The sequence below is a fragment of the Lacinutrix venerupis genome, assembly GCF_001971745.1.
Lineage (GTDB): Bacteria > Bacteroidota > Bacteroidia > Flavobacteriales > Flavobacteriaceae > Lacinutrix > Lacinutrix venerupis.
Genome location: NZ_CP019352.1, coordinates 843,349 through 860,576, shown reverse-complemented (window position 1 = coordinate 860,576; position 17,228 = coordinate 843,349). Strand labels below are relative to the sequence as shown.

Sequence of the window (17,228 nt, the reverse complement as noted above, 5' to 3'; positions counted from 1 at the left end):
TGGCACAGACTAATTCAAATAAAATATAAAATGAAAACAAAGTTTAGTGGAATTTTAACGCTATTGCTAGCGTTTGTTGTGCAACTCACGTTCGCACAGGGAAAAACAATTTCAGGTACCATCTCCGATGGAGATAATTTACCGTTACCTGGAGTAAATGTTCTTGTTAAAGGTACTAGTAATGGTACTACAACAGATTTTGACGGTAAGTATTCAATTTCAGCAAACACAGGAGATGTTCTTGTATTCTCTTATGTTGGTAATACAGTAGAAAAAACTGTAGGAGCAAGTAACGACATAAGTTTTATTATGAATGAAAATGCTTTAGAAGAAGTTGTAATTACTGTTTTAGGTGTTGAAAGAAAGGCGGATGAGCTTACATCTTCTACACAAATAGTAAAAGCTGAAACTTTAACACAAGCATCTAACCCTAACGTAATACAGAGTTTAGCTGGTAAAGTTTCTGGTTTAAAAATTAATACAACTAACAACGGAGTTAATCAATCAACTCGTATTGTATTAAGAGGTAACAGATCTTTAACAGGAAGCAACGAGGCTTTAATAGTTATTGATGGAGCTATTTCATCTGCTAACACTTTAGCAAATTTAGCACCAGAAATTATTGAGTCTACAAATGTAATTAAAGGAGCTGGTGGTAGTGCACTATATGGTTCTCAAGGAGCAAACGGTGTAATTATCGTTACTACAAAAAGAGGTACTGCTGATGAAAAAATTAACATTGCTGTTAATACATCAATCTCTTTTGAAGACATATCTTTTCTTCCACAACGTCAAACTAAGTACGGTCAAGGTTGGAACGGAGGTCATGTAACTTATGAAAATGGTGGATGGGGACCAGAATTTGATGGTTCTATTCAGCCTGTAGGTTTAGCTCAAGCAGATGGTTCATACATTATGGCACCATACTCTCCTATTGAAGATAACATTGAGCAATTTTTCCAAACTGGTACTATTGCACAAACAGGTGTATCTATCTCTGGAGGTGATACAAATTCTTATGCATTATTATCTGTTAACCGCCAAAACACAGAGTTTGTGGTGCAAGATGATAAATTAGGTAGAACAAACGTTTTATTTAAGGCTGGTAAGAAAATTGGAAAATGGGATATCGGTGGAAACATTAACTATGTAAATTCAAAAACAGAAACTACAACTTCTAGTTTATTTACAGAGTTATTACAGACAGCTACAAACGTTCCAGTTGAGCAATTTGCTAATTCTGGAAACGAAGGACACTGGACATCTTATTACAGAAGTCCATATTGGATGAGAGATAATATTAGAAATACTACAGAGTCTGACCGTTTTAACGGTATCATAAACTTAAAATATGAAATAAACGATAATATTAGTTTAAGCTCATTAACAAGTTTAAGAACTTTTAGCAGTAATTTTGTTGGGTATACTAATGAATACACTGATACTTCAGGTGTTGGTGGAGGAGATCACTCTACTGTTTCTCAATTCTCTACTAACAATCAAGAGTCTAAGAATTTTTATAACGATATTTTCGTGAACTTTAACTACATGTTAACTGATGATTTATCATTCAAAGCAACATTAGGAAACAACGTTCAAGATAACTGGTCTTCTTTAACTTCTGTAAATGGTAGTAATGTAACAATTCCTAACTTTTACAACATTAGTAACATAACTGGTATACCAGGTGTTAGCAATAGTTCTTTTAGAAGTAGAAGTTATGCATTATTTGGAAGTTTCGATTTTGGATTTAAAGATTATTTATTTTTAACTTTAACAGGAAGAAACGATTGGACTTCAAGATTAGCTGCAGATAGAAACTCATTCTTCTATCCAAGTGTAGGTGTATCTTTTGTACCAACAACTGCTTTTCCTAGTTTAAAAGATGGTGGTGTTTTAAATTATGCTAAAATATCTGCTAACTTAGCACGTGTAGGTAACGACAGAGTTGGAACTTACGAAACAAATAGTACACTTAATCAAGTTGCTGGATATCCTTATGGAGGTTTAAATTCATTTGCAATAGATGCAACAGTTGCAGATCCTTTATTAGTAAACGAGTTTATTGACTCTAAAGAAGTTTCTTTAAACTTAGCATTTTTCAAAGGAGATAGAATTACTTTAGGAGCGTCTTACTATATTACTAACAACAAAGACTTAGTAACTAATGTAAGTACTTCTACAGCTTCTGGTTTAACAAACTCAACAATTAATATTGGTGAAACAGAAACTAAAGGATATGAAATTGATTTAGGAATTACTCCTATTAGAACTGCAGATTTCAGATGGGATATTAACATGAGTTTATCTTCTGATGAAACAATTGTTAAAAAAGTATCTGATAACACAGACGAAGTTTCATTAGGAAATGGTAATGCAGATGTTGGAATTTTTGCAACAGTAGGTGAGCCATTCCCATTAATTAAAGGTACAGGATACCAAAGAGATCCTCAAGGAAGAGTATTAATTGACCCAAGTACAGGAAACCCATTAAAAACATCAGAGTTTATTAATTTAGGTGTTGCTAACCCTGATTACATTGTTGGTCTTAATACAAGCTTAACATATAAAGGTTTTAGATTAGCTGGTGTTTTTGATTACAGAACTGGTCACCAATTTTGGGCTGGAACTAAAGATTGGTTATCATGGAGTGGACACTTAGTAGAGTCTGCAGAAAACGGTAGACGTGGATTTATTTTCCCTAACTCTGCTATAGAAACTTCTCCAGGTGTATACCAAGCTAACACAAATGTTGTAACAGCTGGTACAACTTATGCTAACTACTTAGATTATTTCTCTAATGAGTATAGAGATGTTTCTGAAAACTTTGTACTTGATGCTACAGCTTTTAAAGTAAGAGAACTTTCTTTAAGCTATGCTTTCAATAAAGATGTACTTAATGCTCTAGGGTTTAGTGATTTTAGAATCGGTATTAACGCAAGAAATCCATTTGTTGTTCTTCCAAAAGAAAACAGAGGTTATGCAGATCCAGAATTTTCAAACACTACAGGTAATGCACAAGGTTTAAGTGTTACAGGACAATATCCTGCAACAAGAACTTACGGTATGACTGTTAATTTAACTTTTTAATTAATAAATATGAAAACGAAATATAAATTTTTACTACTAGTAATTCTCGCAATTACTACATCATGTAGCGACTACTTAGATATCAACGAAAGTCCAAATAGTCCTTCTTCAGAACTTGTTTCTCCAGATTTAATCTTGGCAGGAGCTTTAACTCAAACGTATAGAACTCAATCGAGAACTATGAATATTTTGGGTAATGTTATGATGAATAGATGGGGAGCCAACGTAAATGCTTTTACAGGTGGTTTTTCAGAAGAATTCTCATTAGCAATAGATAACAATTTTTATTCTGGTATTTTTACAGGATTATATTTATCAACAGCAAATTTCCAAGAGATTATTGATAATCCAGGTGATGAATATGCTAACCATAAGGCAATTGCTAAAATCATGAAATCATTCTATTTTCAATATTTAGTTGATTTATATGGAGACATTCCTTATTCTCAAGCACACCAAGGAATAGAGAATTTAACTCCTGCTTATGATGATGATAAAGCAGTTTACAGACAGTTAGTTGCAGAAATCGATGAGGCTATTAGTCTTATTCAAAATCAAGGTACTTCAGCAGTAGCTGTTGGTGCTGAAGATGTTGTTTACAACGGAAGTATGACAAATTGGATTGCATTAGCAAATACAATTAAATTAAGAATCTTATTAAGAGAGTCTACAAAAGCTTACGATTTAAATGATGCTGAATCTGCAACCTATTTAGATGCCCAATTTGCAGCTTTAGATGGTGCTACATTTATCGGATCAGACGCAACAATAAACCCTGGTTATTCTGATGGTGAAGTTGCTCAGCAAAATCCTTTTTACGCAATAATGTTTTCTAATGATGAGTCAACATCTGTTAACTATAACTTTTACAGAGGTTCTGATTACGCAATAGAATACTTAAAAGGTAATGCTTCAGGAGCTGTACCAGATGCAAGATTAACTGCTATTTATGGAGAAGACGATGACGGTGGATATACTGGACACGTTCAAGGTGCTGATGGAGATAACTCTCCAGCAACTTTATCTCCAATAGGTCCTGGTTTAGTAATTAACTCTGCACAAGATGGTTACATTATGTTAGCTGCAGAAAGTTTATTATTACAAGCTGAAGCTCAATTAAGAGGAAAAATCTCAGGAGATCCTCAAGCAAGTTTCCAAGCTGCTATCGATGCTTCATTTAATCTTTACGGATTATCATCTGCATCATACAACCCAACAGCTCCAGGAATTGCATGGGCTGGTAGTGATGATGATAAGTTAGAAGCAATAATGAGACAAAAGTGGACTGCTCTTAACGGTATAAATGGTATTGAATCTTATATTGAGTTTACTAGAACTGGATATCCTACAGGAATTCCATTAGCTTTAACAGCACAGTCTACTACAAGACCTAAGAGATTATTATACCCTTCTTCTGAGCTTACGTCTAATGCATCAAATGTACCAAATGTAACAAGTACAGATGCATTTGCAACAGGTCCATTTTGGGCACAATAAAAAAAAACTATAAAAAGAGAAAATTATGAAAAATTTAAAAATTTATTTTGCAGCTGCAATCTGCTGCTTATTATCTGTTTCTTGTCTAGTTGACGATGAAATAGATCAAAATGATCAAACATACAACGGACCTCTAGTTGTTGGTTTTAAAGGAGCTGAAACTTTAGGTAATTTTGTTGAAGAGCCTGGAGCTGTATTTCCATTCGATATTCCTGTTCACCTAATTGGTGGTGCTTCAGGGCAACCTTCGAATGCTACTATTACTATGTCTTATGAAATCGGTGATTTCTCAGACTTAAAAATAGATAGTGAGGAATTAGCTGAACTTAACACAATGTTAGATGTTAATAATACACCTAATGATCCTTCTGATGATGAAAGAAAATATCCTATCGCAGAAGAAGGAACTCATTTTGATTGGGTAGATACAACTTTAGAAACTACAATTCCTGCAAATTCAACTTTTGATTTAATTCCAATTGCAGTAAACAATGATGCTTTAGATAATGCAAAAACAACTGTATTTGTTGTAAATTTAAAGACGTTAGTAACAGTTGATAATGTTGTTATTTCTGAGCAATTAGAGTCTACATTAGTTAAATTACAATTATGTCGTACTGACTTAGCAGGAACTTACACTTTATCATCAGATGTATTAGGACCTGGAACTTACACAATTTCACACTTAGGTGCAGGAAATTATGAGTTAAGTAGTATGTTTGGATGGTCAACTAGTGGTTACACATCTTACTTCTATGCTTGTGCTGGTCAGTTAATATTTACAGAATGGGTATTCTCTAACGAAATCATTCAAGGTTCTCCTGGTTTTGTTAACGCTTCTGGTCAATTAGTTTTCCCTGAATTTGGAATAGGTGGTTCAGCTGGACCAATATATTCAGGAGCTACAATTACATTAACATTACAATAAAAACTTATAAAAAATGAAATTTAACTATATAAAAAGTATTCTACTTTCTTTTTCACTTGTAGCTTTAAGCTCTTGTGTAGATGATGATGCAAATTATACAACATCTGTAAAGCCAGTAGTTTCAAAAACTAGTCAATCTGCCACTTCTGTTATGGAAGGTGAAACAATAACTGTTTCTTTAGAAACGAATATGACTTATAAAGAAAGAATGGATTTTAAACTAGAGCTTGTATCTGGTGGACAAAATGCAGATTATTTTGTTAGTGATGCCGATGGTGCAGAAGTTGGAGCAACATCTGTAGATGATGGTTTTGGAGCTTTTGGTTATAAAATTGAATTCCCAGCTTACGCTACTACACACTCATTTAACATTACAGCTACAAGAGACGTACTTGCTGAAGCAACTGAGAATTTAGTTTTTAAATTAACAAGTACAGATAATGGTAATGGATTACCTGCTAACGGTGCTATAATGATTAATCTTGAAGTTACTAACCTTGTTAGTGATGAAGTAGTTGTAGTTCTTGATTTTGATAAAACTGTAACTTATAATACTATCGAAAGAAATATTATAGAAACAGATTTAGATGATGAAACTGTAGGTCATACTACTAGCTTATGTAATTTAGCTGATTTTGATTTATATGTTGGAAGTTTCTATTCTTGGGCTAGTTGTCCTGAAGAAGTTAGTGCAGAAAACGCTGCTGCTAACCCTGGAAATACAACTGCTCCTTCTGGTCCTTTAGCTGATGGTGATTATCCAATTGTAGCTGATTTATGGGGATTTGATTTAGGTTTAGATGCTGATACTAACGAAGTATTAGATGGTGACTTTGCTTTACCTTTTACTCTTTATGTTAACCATTTTGGTACATTTAATGCTAGTCTTGATTTCCCATCTACTTATTTTAGTAATAACACACCTTCAGATAGTGGAGGAAATGGTGAAACTTTATTAGGATTCTTAAGAGTTGTTGGTGGAGATTATTCATTATTAAACGCTAATGGAGAAGTTGTTGCTGCTGAGTAATAACTCCTAAATAATTAAATTTATAAAAGAGTCTGATTTATATCAGACTCTTTTTTTATACCTTTACACCAATGAAAGAAAACACTCAAATATTTGGTTTAAGAGCAGTAATAGAAGCTATAAACGCAAATGAAACAATAGATAAAGTATTTTTACAAAAAGGTCTTAAAGGAGAATTATTTGTTGAATTAGAAAGTTTAATAAAACAAAATGGTATAAATTCTTCTTATGTACCTGTGGAAAAGTTAAACCGTCTTACTAAAAATAATCACCAAGGCGCAGTTGCACAAATATCTCCTATCGAGTTTCATGATTTAGATACTTTAGTAGAAAAAACATTAGAAAGTGGTGCTACTCCTCTATTCCTTTTATTAGATCAATTAAGTGATGTTAGAAATTTCGGTGCTATTATAAGAACCGCAGAATGTACAGGTGTTCATGGAATAATAGTACAAAAGAAAGGTGGTGCCCCAGTTAATGGTGATACTATAAAAACAAGTGCTGGAGCTGTATTTAAAGTTCCTATATGTAAAGTAGACCATATTAAAGATGCTATGTTTCATATGCAGGCTTGTGGTATAAAAGTAATAGCAGCTACCGAAAAAACAGAAAACACAATTTTTGATGTTTCTTTTAAAGAACCTTGTGCAATAATAATGGGTAGTGAGGGACGTGGAATAAATCCTTCTGTATTAAAACTAGTAGATGCAAAAGCTAAGTTACCTTTACTTGGTGAAATAGAATCGTTAAATGTTTCTGTTGCTTGTGGTGCCTTTTTATATGAAGCGGTAAGACAACGTTTGTAATTTTACTCTTTATTTTCTTTAAAAATATAATTGATTTTTGATATTTCTGAAGAAATTTCATCTGTTTCAGCGAACCATTCGGTTTCTGGAGGCAATTCTATAAAGTTTCCATTTTCATCAAAATATTTTAAAAATTCATCATCCTCTTCATTGTAATCTGGTTGTTCCCAAACGTAACGTTTTGGTTTTGCTATTTCTTTTCTAAATATTAAAGCGAATATAAAACCGACTAATAAACCTGCACTATGTCCTTCCCAAGAAATTTTCTCATCTATTGGAAAAGCGTACATAAACATACTACCATAAATAAAAACAACCACTAAGGATAATGCAATTAACCTATAGTTTTTGGCAAAAATTCCTTTAAAAAAATTAAAGCTAAATAACACATAAATTAAACCACTAGCTCCTATATGATAGGATGGTCTTCCTATTATCCAAGTAAGCAATCCAGAAAATAATATACCGAAAACAACTACTTTAAATGCAATTGGTCTATAAAAATAGAATAACGCAGAAGACAATACAAATAATGGAATAGTATTAGAATATAAATGTTTTATTCCAGAGTGAATAAATGGACTAAATATTATACCTCGTAAACCTTTTAAAGTTTGTGGATAAACACCATATTTATTAAAACGTAAACCAAAACGAATTTCTACAGCAAAAACTAACCAAATTAATAGCACAAATAGTATTGGATACAAAATGGTATCTATACTAAAAGTAAAAGGCTGTATTTGTTTTTTCATATAAAATTAAATATAGCAATTTGCAATCCAAATTTTAAAAAATGTTACAATGTCAGTCCTACTTAAATAAAACCTTTATTTATTTTTTAAAATACTAAATAGACACTAGCTCGTTTCTTTATTTATGAATTACATAACATTATTTTAAATCAAAAAAGTTTAATTTTACTATATGAATACTCCTCTTGCCGAAAGATTAAGACCAAAAACACTAGCAGATTATGTTAGTCAAGCTCATTTAGTGGGTGAAAATGGAACATTAACTAAGCAAATAAATTTAGGCATGATTGCTTCCATGATTTTTTGGGGACCGCCTGGTATTGGCAAAACAACATTAGCCAATATAATTGCAGAAACTTCAGGAAGGCCTTTTTATACTTTAAGCGCTATTAGCTCTGGAGTAAAAGATGTACGTGACGTTATTGAAAAAGCAAAACAAAGTGGTGGTTTATTTACAACAAAAAATCCTATTTTGTTTATAGATGAAATTCACAGATTTAGTAAGTCTCAACAAGATTCTCTATTACAAGCAGTAGAAAAAGGTTGGGTTACATTAATTGGAGCAACTACTGAAAACCCGAGTTTTGAAGTTATTCCAGCATTATTGTCACGCTGTCAGGTTTATATTCTTAAACCTTTTGAAAAAAAAGATTTAGAGGTGCTTTTAAAGCGGGCAATAGAAACTGATGAGGAAATATCTAAAAAAAAGATAAACCTTAAAGAAACTGAAGCGCTTTTGCGTCTTTCTGGAGGTGATGCTAGAAAATTACTTAACATTTTTGAACTTATTGTAAATTCTGAAGATTCTAATGATATAACAATAACAAATGATTTAGTATTAGAAAAGGTACAAAACAATACAGTGCGATATGATAAAACTGGCGAACAGCATTATGATATTGTTTCGGCTTTTATAAAATCTATACGTGGTAGCGATCCTAATGCTGCAGTATACTATCTAGCTAGAATGGTTGAAGGTGGCGAAGATGTAAAATTTATTGCACGTCGTCTTCTTATTTTAGCTAGCGAAGATATTGGTAACGCAAACCCAACTGCTTTAGTAATAGCAAATACAACTTTTCAAGCTGTATCTACTATAGGTTATCCAGAATCTAGAATTATTTTAAGTCAATGCGCAACATATTTAGCTTGCTCTCCAAAAAGTAACGCCGCTTATATGGCCATAGGTAATGCTCAACAATTAGTTAAACAAACAGGAGATTTATCTGTACCATTAAATATCCGTAATGCACCTACAAAATTAATGAAAGAAATAGGTTATGGTGAAAATTATAAATATTCACATAATTACGAAAACAACTTTGCTTCGCAAGAATTCTTACCAAAAGAAATAGCCAACACTAAACTTTATGAGCCAGGAAATAATAGTAGAGAAAAAGCACAACGCGATTTTTTAAAAGCACGTTGGAAAGAAAAATATGGATACTAAAATTTAATATCTATAGATTTAACTTGTAAATCTTTGCCTTTAGCTTCTGCTATTACCCACTTATTATTTAGCTTATAAATTACGGCATCTCTATTTTTAACTATATACAAATCTTCTTTCCCTGAAAAGAAAATTGTGTATACCTTATCGTTATTACTATTCACAAGATTATAGCCCATAAATCCACCATCAATAGCTTCGGCTTTAAACTTAGTGTTTTCTACTAGCGGCTTTTCTATTAATTCTAATTTTTCTGTTATAGTTTCTTTGGCTTTAGCTTCTTTTAAAACCTTTATTTCTTCTTTTAATTTTACTATTTCATCTTGCTGCTCTCCTACTTCTTCAACAGTATTATTAACTAATGCATTATCTGGGTTATACTTATAGTTTGCCGCTTCAATACTTTTAAAAGCATTTCTTAATGCTTGGTTATGAGCTACATTATATTTTTTCTCTCTAGATTCTCCTTGCGTACTGGTAAATATAATTTGATCTTGACAGTTTTTTAATTGTACTGTTAGTTTAGTTTTAAAAATAGTAGACTCTTTTAAAACATCTGCTTTTAAAGCTAAACAGTTATTTTTCCCATAATCACTTGGAAATGTTTCACCTTCCATTAAAGCATCAAAATTGTACTTTTCAAAAAGAAATTTTGTTAACGAATTAAGCATATACTCATCCGGCTTATTTGCAAAATCATAATGTTTTGGTACAATAACATATTTATAATCGTTTAAACTGGTTTGCGCTGAAACTGAAGTTAGTGCAATAAAAGCAAGTAAAATTAAAATTGTTCTTTTCATAATAATATTTATAAGTATTTTTTTAAATCTAGTAAATGTTTAATTTCTTTTATTTCTTTTTCTAAAATTACATTATGGTAATTGTAACATATAGCATCTAAACCTATGTTTAATGCTCCAAGAATATCGGCTTCATAATTATCACCAATCATTATACCATTTTCTTTTGTAATATTAGCTATTTTTAAAGCGTGATTAAACACTTTAGGATTAGGTTTTTTTACACCAACAGCTTCAGAACTTGTAACTGTGCTAAAATAGTGTGCAATATTAGATTTTTCTAATTTTGTTTGCTGTACTTCTTTAAAACCATTAGTAATTATGTGTAATTTATATTTTGGTTTTAAATATTCTAAAATTTCAATAGTACCTTCAAAAACATAATTGTATTCTGTTAAATAATTTATATAATCTATTGATAACTGATTAATTACACGGTCTTCAACCTTAATTTTTAAAGCATCAAAAGTTTCTTTTAACCTTCCATATCTTAATTTACTTTTAGATACTTTCTCATCTCTATATAATTTCCAGTACTTAAGGTTTATAGGTTTATATATTTCTGAAAAACGTTCTAAATCCAAGTCGACGTTATTCTTTTTAAAAATTATGTCGAAGGTCAAAGCAGAGTTTTTATCAAAATCCCATAGTGTATGATCTAGATCAAAAAATATATCGGTTATTTTATTTTTTATTTGCGGCATCTAAAATAATATTAAAAAGCTCTTTGTAATTTTTCCAAGTTTCTGAAGCACTAAATGTATAGTTATGAAAAACTGAAACAAATTCTCCATTTACATTTTTTACTGCGCTAATAATTTGATTTAGGTGCATTTTTTTATCTAATAACGATTGGTATTTTAATAACGCATAATCTAAAACGTGATAAGTATTAATACGAAGTGGTGTTTGTACTTCGTAATCTAAATCGTAAAAGAAAAAAGGAGTACACGTTCCGGCTCGAAATCCTATATGGTTTATATAGCCCATAGTATAATCTTCGGTTATTTCTAATTCCACAAGATTTCTATAAGATTCTGGTAAATTTAATTTAGAATAAGATTGCCTTGATGCTTTTAAATCTTGATTAATAATAGATTCCATTCTTAGTTTTTCGGTTTTAAGAATTGAAATATTATTTAAAGCAAAAAAAGAGGCTTTCAAACCAATTTTAGAGTAGTCTCCTACTTGCTTTATTAACGATACAAATTTACTTTTTTGTACATTAATATTTTTGTCGTAAGTAGAAAAATCACCTACTAAAAAAAAGAAAATAAATTTAAATTTAACTTGCTTTTGTTTGTTTATAATATACTTAAAAGTATCAAAAGGATCATGTTTTAAACCAAATAGAACAGAGTACCGTTTGTAAACGTTTTTTAACCTTAATCGAAAAAGATCACTTAATGTACCACCAATAGTTCTCATTATTCCATTTAATTTATAACTATAAGCTTTTGGAACATCTATAATAGGTGTTACTTTAAAATCTCTTTCTTCAAATATAAAATCTGGATATTGTTCTTGTAAAGCTTTTTTAAATTTATAAGCCCAAATATCTACAACTGGCTGTCTTAAAAATCCATTGTTAAAAGCTAAACTTTCTTCGGCAGTAAATCGTCCAAATTCATCTTTAACGTGTGGTAAATATTCTTCGTAGCGGCTTAATAAATAAAAAGAAGCTGCAAAAATATCGAAAGGTAAAGCGCTTTGCTCTCCATTAGAAAAAAAACATTTTGTGTCTTCCCAATCGCTTACTTTTGTTTCTATATCGCTTAAGCCTTGTTCGAAAAGTAACTCGTTAGAACGTATAAAAAACTCTTTTCCTAAAGGCTGTCTTGTATAAGACATTTTCAAGCTATCGTGTGCAATAAACTCTTCGATTGTAGTAGTAAAACTAACTGGTATATCTAAAATTCGGGTACAAACCTGCTTAAAGATATAACGCAATCTAGGTGTAATTTTATGTGTATAAACTAATAGCATATTTAATTGCAATATTCTAGAGCGGTTAGCTTTTTTAAAACAATAGTCTCAAAAGTAATAAAAGCATCTTAATTGTTACTTATATTTATAATATAGTCGTAATAACTACACTATATCTTTAAAGAATATTCTCATCGGCAAAACTAAAATATGCGTTTTCTGTAACTATTAAATGGTCTAAAACTTTAATATCTAAACTTTCTGCTGCTGTTTTTAATTTTTGGGTAAGTTGTTTATCGGCTTCACTTGGTTTTAAGTTTCCAGAAGGATGATTATGAGCCAATACAAGACCTACTGCTCCAACCTCTAAAGCTGTTTTTAAAACCAAACGCACATCTACCAAAGTGCCAGTTATACCACCTTTACTTAATTGGTTTTTTTGTATTACTTTATTAGAATTGTTTAAGTAAACAATCCAAAATTCCTCGTGTGGCAACTCACCAATTACCGGTTGTAAGAATTCAAAAACCGATTTACTAGACGTAATTTTTTTACGTTCTAAAGCCTCTACGCCTCTTCTACGTCTACCTAATTCTAATGCTGCGATTATAGAAATGGCTTTCGCTTCACCAATACCTTTAAATTGCGTAAGCTGTTTTATAGATAGCTTACCAAGTTCACTTAAGTTATTTTCTGTACTTGCTAAAATACGTTTGCATAATGCTACTGCACTCTCCTCTCTATTTCCAGAACCTATTAATATAGCAACCAACTCGGCATCGCTTAAACTTGCTTTACCTTTATCTCGAAGTTTTTCTCGAGGCTGATCGTCTTGCGACCAGTTTTTTATAGAAAACGAAGCGTCTTTTTCTGTCATGTAGTAAATATAATTATTGTAAATTTAAGTCCATTAAAATTTTATAATTAATTAAAAGGTAACTGCCTTTACAATAATAAAACTAGTATTGAAATATCCACCGAAACATCATCAAGACAACGATAGAACTCACATAGTAGAAGTGATTAAAACCTATCCTTTAGCAACTATTATTTCGGTAAAAGATAACGAGCCTTTAATCACACATTTACCTTTAATTTTTAAAGACGATAAATTAGTTGGACATATTGATATTTACAATCCACAAACCAAGTTACTAAAAGACAATAATGATATTACAGTGCTCTTTAATGGTCCGCAATGTTATATATCACCAAGTATTTATACTACTACGCAATTACCAACATGGAATTACATAAGAGTACACTTAAAAGGAAAAGTTAATGCTATTGAAAACACTAACGCTTTAAAAGAATCCTTAATTACAATGACAGAGTTTCTTGAAGCTCCCGACCATAAATATGTGTTAGAACCAGAAAACCCAAGATTAGATGCTAACCTAAAATACATACAATTATTCGAAATTGAAATTGAAAACTGGGAAGGTAAATTTAAACTTTCTCAAGATAAACTTCCTAAAGATATAGAAAATGCTAGAGCAGAATTACTTCGTACTAACCAAGAAAGTATTAAGCATTTTTTAGATACAGTATTTTAATAATAGAAACTAGCTTAATCTTGGTATTTGACTTTATTAAATAAAACTGCTAACTTCGATTAACGTTTGATATAAAACATTGAAGAGCTTTTATATCAACTAAAAATTGGCAGTAATACACCCCAAACTACTCTAAGAAATATGAATTGCAAGAAATGTAACGAAGAAATACCTCTTGTCGTAAATTACGAAAATGGATTTGCTAAATTATGGTACTGCTCGAAATGCGACTTTGAAGAACGAGAAATAACTGAATGTGAACATGAATTTGTAACATTAAAATATGAATACAGTTCTACTTTAATTAACGTCATGACAAAATGCACAAAATGTGATAAATTTTTAAAAGCACATAAACATCGAGATGTTGATTTAAGTAATCTGAATTCAAAAAATTTAGAAGAAGGATTTGAATATCAAGACAGATTAAAAGAAATAAGAATCCTATTTGCAAAGAAAATAAATGAATTAAGACTCGAACAAAAAAAACTGACAAACGAATGGTCTATCCAACAATGGTATTATGGATATCTGCAAAGTAATATTTGGAAGAAAAAGCGCGAATGGGTTTTAAAAAATGTCGATTATAAATGTGAGAGATGTGGAAAAAAAGCATTACTCGTTCATCACAAAACTTATGACAGAGTAGGATATGAAAATCCAGAAGATTTAATGGCTGTTTGTAAAAGTTGCCACGGAAAAGAACACAGCGAAAATAGAGATTTAGATATTGTATCTCAATTTAAACTTGACAACAATATATAAAAATAATTGCTTGGTCATTACTTACTCGGAAAATCCTGCGGATTTTCCTCTGGTTCGTTTTCTTTCGCTAACTTAGTTCCAATCAACGCAACTACTCATAGCCGAGACCTTTAAACAAACCTTTCAAAAAACTTACCTAACCAACGCCTTCAAAGCCTCAAAATCTAATCCTCCATAATTACCTGAACTCATTAATAATAATGCTTTCTCATTAAAATTTTGAGAAAATAAAAAGTCTTTAAACTCCTCTGGATTGGTATAAATAATTAAATCGTCGCGCTCGAAAGCACTAGCTATTTGCTCGTGTGTTACCTCTTCTAGCTTTTTTATTTCTACCGCATGCGGTGAGTAGAAAACAACAGCAACATCTGCTGCATCTAGTGCACCTTTATACTCTTTTAAAAATTCGGCATTTAAGCTACTATAAGTATGTAACTCTAAACAAGCTACTAGAGTTCTATTTTGGTATTGCTCTTTAACAGCATTAGTAGTCGCTTGAACCTTACTTGGCGAGTGTGCAAAATCTTTATAAGCTACACTGTTTTTGCTTTCTGCTATTTTTTCTAAACGTTTACTTGCACCTTTAAAGGTTGAAATGGCTTCGTAAAAATCGTCTTCGTCAATGCCCATGTGTTGGCATATCCATTTTGCGCCAGCAAGGTTGTTTAAATTATGTTTTCCAAAAACTTCTATTGGCAAAGGTCCTTCTGGTGTTTCTAATAATGTTTCACCATTTTCAACTGTATATTCTGGTGTTTGGTAAGCTATTTTTCTAATTGGGTTTTCGCTAGCTTCTACTACTCTTTTAACCTCAGCATCTTCTTCGTTATAATTTATACTACCGCCTTGTACAATAGAGTCTACAAAAATACTAAACTGTTCTACGTAGTTTTGGTATGTAGGAAACACATTAATATGGTCCCAAGCAATACCGCTTAGCAATGCAATATTGGGTTTGTAGAGATGGAATTTTGGTCGTCTGTCTATTGGTGAGCTTAAATACTCATCGCCTTCAAGTACAATAAAATCGTTGTCTTCGGTTAATTTTACCATAACATCGAAACCTTCTAATTGTGCACCAACCATGTAATCGACATCGCGATCGTGGTAGTGCATTACATGCAAAATCATAGAGGTTATGGTTGTTTTACCATGACTTCCTCCAATTACTACTCGGGTTTTATGTTTAGATTGCTCGTATAAAAACTCTGGGTAACTGTATATTTTTAAGCCTAATTCTTGTGCTTTTAATAGTTCAGGATTATCTTCTTTTGCATGCATACCTAAAACAATAGCATCTAAAGTAGGTGTTATTTTTTCTGGAAACCAACCAAAAGTTTCTGGTAATAAACCTTTACTTTTTAATCGAGATTTTGATGGTTCGAAAATAGTATCGTCGCTTCCTGTTACTTGGTATCCTTTGTTATGTAATGCTAATGCAAGGTTATGCATAGCACTGCCTCCTATGGCTATAAAATGTACGTTCATAGAGTTTTTTAATGGACTGTAAAGATATGAATTGTAATACTAAATTTTAATAAAGTACAAGGATTTCTGCGTTAGGGATTGAACGGTATGTTTGAGCTCTTTTTTGTTTTTCTCAAAAAAAGCGAGTAGTAAAAGCCCGACCTTTAGGTAACGCCCAAATTTTAAAAATTATTAAATAGAGGCTTTAAATGTTTTAAAAACTTCAATTTTTGGAAGGTCTGTAATTGCTTTATCAATCCATTTAAGTGCTTCGCTTTTATCGTTTTTATGCTTATTAATTTGTGCCAACCTGTAATAAGCCCATGCTTTTGGCACACCGTCTTTAGCAGTATAATTTTCGATATAAACTTTAAGGCAAAATTCTCCTTTTTCTAATTGTACGTTATAATCTGCGCACACTTTGCCTATTTGGTAGTGCATAGCGTTGCGTTTGTGTTTTACATGTGCTGCTTCAAGGTTAGAAATGGCTTCGGTAGATTTGCCTTCCTTTTCGTAGAGTTTTGTTAGCTTATCGTAACAGGTAATAGAACCTCCTTCTTTTATTGCTTTTTTATAGAATTCTTCGGCTAGTTCTGGTTCATTATCATACTCATAAATATAACCTTTGGCTAAATAACCATCGACTTTAGAAAGGTTTTCAAGCTCATTCGCATATTTTAAACTTTTATTTTTACTACCACCAACAATGCCTGGTAATTGCATATACAATTCTACTAAAGCCCAACGTGTGTCTATATGTTGTGAATCTAACTCTGCTGCTTTTAAGAAAGAACTTTTTACATCTCCTATAATACCTAAAGCTCTAATTTTACTAACGCTTAAAGCTTTCATACCTAAAGCGCCTCCATATTTATAATGAAAATTGGCTTCACTAGGTTTAGCTTCAACTAACTGCTTATAATATATTATGGCATCATCCCATTTTTTTTGGTGACCGTAAGCATCTCCTAGTAATTCGGTAGCTTTTAAATTAGTAGGATTCGTGTTTAAATAATTAATTAAAACGGTTTCTGCTTTAGAGAAGTTTTTATCTTTAATAAATGCTTCTGCATCGGTTAAACTTGATTGTCCTATTAACAATAAGGGACTTAATATTAAAATAAATAGTATTTTTTTCATAGTTTATAAATCAAA

15 protein-coding genes are annotated in these 17,228 nt (G+C 31.5%); 8 read left to right on the top strand and 7 right to left on the bottom strand.

Annotation, left to right across the window (positions count from 1 at the left end):
* Nucleotides 1–30 precede the first annotated feature (30 nt).
* From BWR22_RS03830 to rlmB, 5 genes are all read left to right on the top strand, one after another.
* Complete coding sequence (locus BWR22_RS03830; RefSeq protein ID WP_076732115.1) at nt 31–3,090, top strand: SusC/RagA family TonB-linked outer membrane protein; 3,060 nt, start codon at nt 31–33, stop codon at nt 3,088–3,090.
* Nucleotides 3,091–3,099: 9 nt separating this feature from the next.
* Nucleotides 3,100–4,587, top strand: coding sequence for a SusD/RagB family nutrient-binding outer membrane lipoprotein (locus BWR22_RS03825; protein WP_076732114.1), 1,488 nt, complete (start codon nt 3,100–3,102; stop codon nt 4,585–4,587).
* Between the two features lie 25 nt (nt 4,588–4,612).
* The gene (locus BWR22_RS03820; RefSeq protein ID WP_076732113.1) at nt 4,613–5,515 is read left to right on the top strand and encodes a hypothetical protein; all 903 of its coding nucleotides are present in this window, start codon (nt 4,613–4,615) and stop codon (nt 5,513–5,515) included.
* A gap of 13 nt (nt 5,516–5,528) precedes the next feature.
* Nucleotides 5,529–6,545, top strand: coding sequence for a hypothetical protein (locus BWR22_RS03815; RefSeq protein ID WP_076732112.1), 1,017 nt, complete (start codon nt 5,529–5,531; stop codon nt 6,543–6,545).
* A gap of 71 nt (nt 6,546–6,616) precedes the next feature.
* The gene (gene rlmB, locus BWR22_RS03810) at nt 6,617–7,351 is read left to right on the top strand and encodes a 23S rRNA (guanosine(2251)-2'-O)-methyltransferase RlmB (RefSeq protein ID WP_076732111.1); all 735 of its coding nucleotides are present in this window, start codon (nt 6,617–6,619) and stop codon (nt 7,349–7,351) included.
* 2 nt (nt 7,352–7,353) lie between these two features.
* Here the strand turns inward: rlmB and BWR22_RS03805 are convergent, their stop codons facing one another.
* Nucleotides 7,354–8,106, bottom strand: coding sequence for a rhomboid family intramembrane serine protease (locus tag BWR22_RS03805; protein ID WP_076732110.1), 753 nt, complete (start codon nt 8,104–8,106; stop codon nt 7,354–7,356).
* 172 nt (nt 8,107–8,278) lie between these two features.
* Here BWR22_RS03805 and BWR22_RS03800 point away from each other — a divergent pair, with 172 nt between their 5' ends.
* A complete protein-coding gene (locus BWR22_RS03800) occupies nt 8,279–9,556 on the top strand; it encodes a replication-associated recombination protein A (RefSeq protein ID WP_076732109.1) in 1,278 nt (425 codons plus the stop codon).
* Here BWR22_RS03800 and BWR22_RS03795 read toward each other — a convergent pair.
* The 4 genes from BWR22_RS03795 to radC all read right to left on the bottom strand — a co-directional run bounded on the left by BWR22_RS03795 (nt 9,553) and on the right by radC (nt 13,162).
* Entirely contained in the window at nt 9,553–10,359 is an 807-nt protein-coding gene (locus BWR22_RS03795; protein WP_076732108.1) for a hypothetical protein, read from the bottom strand. The two genes, BWR22_RS03800 and BWR22_RS03795, sit on opposite strands and share 4 nt — an antisense overlap.
* An 8-nt stretch (nt 10,360–10,367) precedes the next feature.
* Nucleotides 10,368–10,982: a YjjG family noncanonical pyrimidine nucleotidase gene (locus BWR22_RS03790; protein WP_317042538.1), complete on the bottom strand. Its 615-nt coding sequence runs from the start codon at nt 10,980–10,982 to the stop codon at nt 10,368–10,370.
* Nucleotides 10,983–11,043: 61 nt separating this feature from the next.
* On the bottom strand, nt 11,044–12,345 hold the full coding sequence (locus BWR22_RS03785) for a polysaccharide deacetylase family protein (protein WP_076732106.1): 1,302 nt from the start codon (nt 12,343–12,345) through the stop codon (nt 11,044–11,046).
* A 118-nt stretch (nt 12,346–12,463) separates the two neighbouring features.
* Nucleotides 12,464–13,162, bottom strand: coding sequence for a RadC family protein (gene radC, locus BWR22_RS03780; protein ID WP_076732105.1), 699 nt, complete (start codon nt 13,160–13,162; stop codon nt 12,464–12,466).
* An 88-nt stretch (nt 13,163–13,250) separates the two neighbouring features.
* Between radC and BWR22_RS03775 the strand changes: the two genes are divergently transcribed.
* Nucleotides 13,251–13,841: an FMN-binding negative transcriptional regulator gene (locus tag BWR22_RS03775; protein WP_076732104.1), complete on the top strand. Its 591-nt coding sequence runs from the start codon at nt 13,251–13,253 to the stop codon at nt 13,839–13,841.
* Between the two features lie 141 nt (nt 13,842–13,982).
* Nucleotides 13,983–14,606, top strand: a complete 624-nt coding sequence (locus BWR22_RS03770) for an HNH endonuclease (RefSeq protein WP_076732103.1) — start codon at nt 13,983–13,985, stop codon at nt 14,604–14,606.
* A 132-nt stretch (nt 14,607–14,738) separates the two neighbouring features.
* On the opposite strand, the gene BWR22_RS03765 is transcribed toward BWR22_RS03770, so the two are convergent.
* Together BWR22_RS03765 and BWR22_RS03760 are read right to left on the bottom strand one after the other, a co-directional pair.
* The gene (locus BWR22_RS03765) at nt 14,739–16,094 is read right to left on the bottom strand and encodes a UDP-N-acetylmuramate--L-alanine ligase (RefSeq protein WP_076732102.1); all 1,356 of its coding nucleotides are present in this window, start codon (nt 16,092–16,094) and stop codon (nt 14,739–14,741) included.
* A 171-nt stretch (nt 16,095–16,265) separates the two neighbouring features.
* On the bottom strand, nt 16,266–17,213 hold the full coding sequence (locus BWR22_RS03760) for a tetratricopeptide repeat protein (protein WP_076732101.1): 948 nt from the start codon (nt 17,211–17,213) through the stop codon (nt 16,266–16,268).
* Nucleotides 17,214–17,228 lie beyond the last annotated feature (15 nt).

Coding starts and splice junctions, on each gene's coding strand:
- BWR22_RS03830 (WP_076732115.1), top strand. CDS start 31: ATGAAAACAAAGTTTAGTGGAATTTTAACGCTATTGCTAGCGTTTGTT.
- BWR22_RS03825 (WP_076732114.1), top strand. CDS start 3,100: ATGAAAACGAAATATAAATTTTTACTACTAGTAATTCTCGCAATTACT.
- BWR22_RS03820 (WP_076732113.1), top strand. CDS start 4,613: ATGAAAAATTTAAAAATTTATTTTGCAGCTGCAATCTGCTGCTTATTA.
- BWR22_RS03815 (WP_076732112.1), top strand. CDS start 5,529: ATGAAATTTAACTATATAAAAAGTATTCTACTTTCTTTTTCACTTGTA.
- rlmB (WP_076732111.1), top strand. CDS start 6,617: ATGAAAGAAAACACTCAAATATTTGGTTTAAGAGCAGTAATAGAAGCT.
- BWR22_RS03805 (WP_076732110.1), bottom strand. CDS start 8,106: ATGAAAAAACAAATACAGCCTTTTACTTTTAGTATAGATACCATTTTG.
- BWR22_RS03800 (WP_076732109.1), top strand. CDS start 8,279: ATGAATACTCCTCTTGCCGAAAGATTAAGACCAAAAACACTAGCAGAT.
- BWR22_RS03795 (WP_076732108.1), bottom strand. CDS start 10,359: ATGAAAAGAACAATTTTAATTTTACTTGCTTTTATTGCACTAACTTCA.
- BWR22_RS03785 (WP_076732106.1), bottom strand. CDS start 12,345: ATGCTATTAGTTTATACACATAAAATTACACCTAGATTGCGTTATATC.
- radC (WP_076732105.1), bottom strand. CDS start 13,162: ATGACAGAAAAAGACGCTTCGTTTTCTATAAAAAACTGGTCGCAAGAC.
- BWR22_RS03770 (WP_076732103.1), top strand. CDS start 13,983: ATGAATTGCAAGAAATGTAACGAAGAAATACCTCTTGTCGTAAATTAC.
- BWR22_RS03765 (WP_076732102.1), bottom strand. CDS start 16,094: ATGAACGTACATTTTATAGCCATAGGAGGCAGTGCTATGCATAACCTT.
- BWR22_RS03760 (WP_076732101.1), bottom strand. CDS start 17,213: ATGAAAAAAATACTATTTATTTTAATATTAAGTCCCTTATTGTTAATA.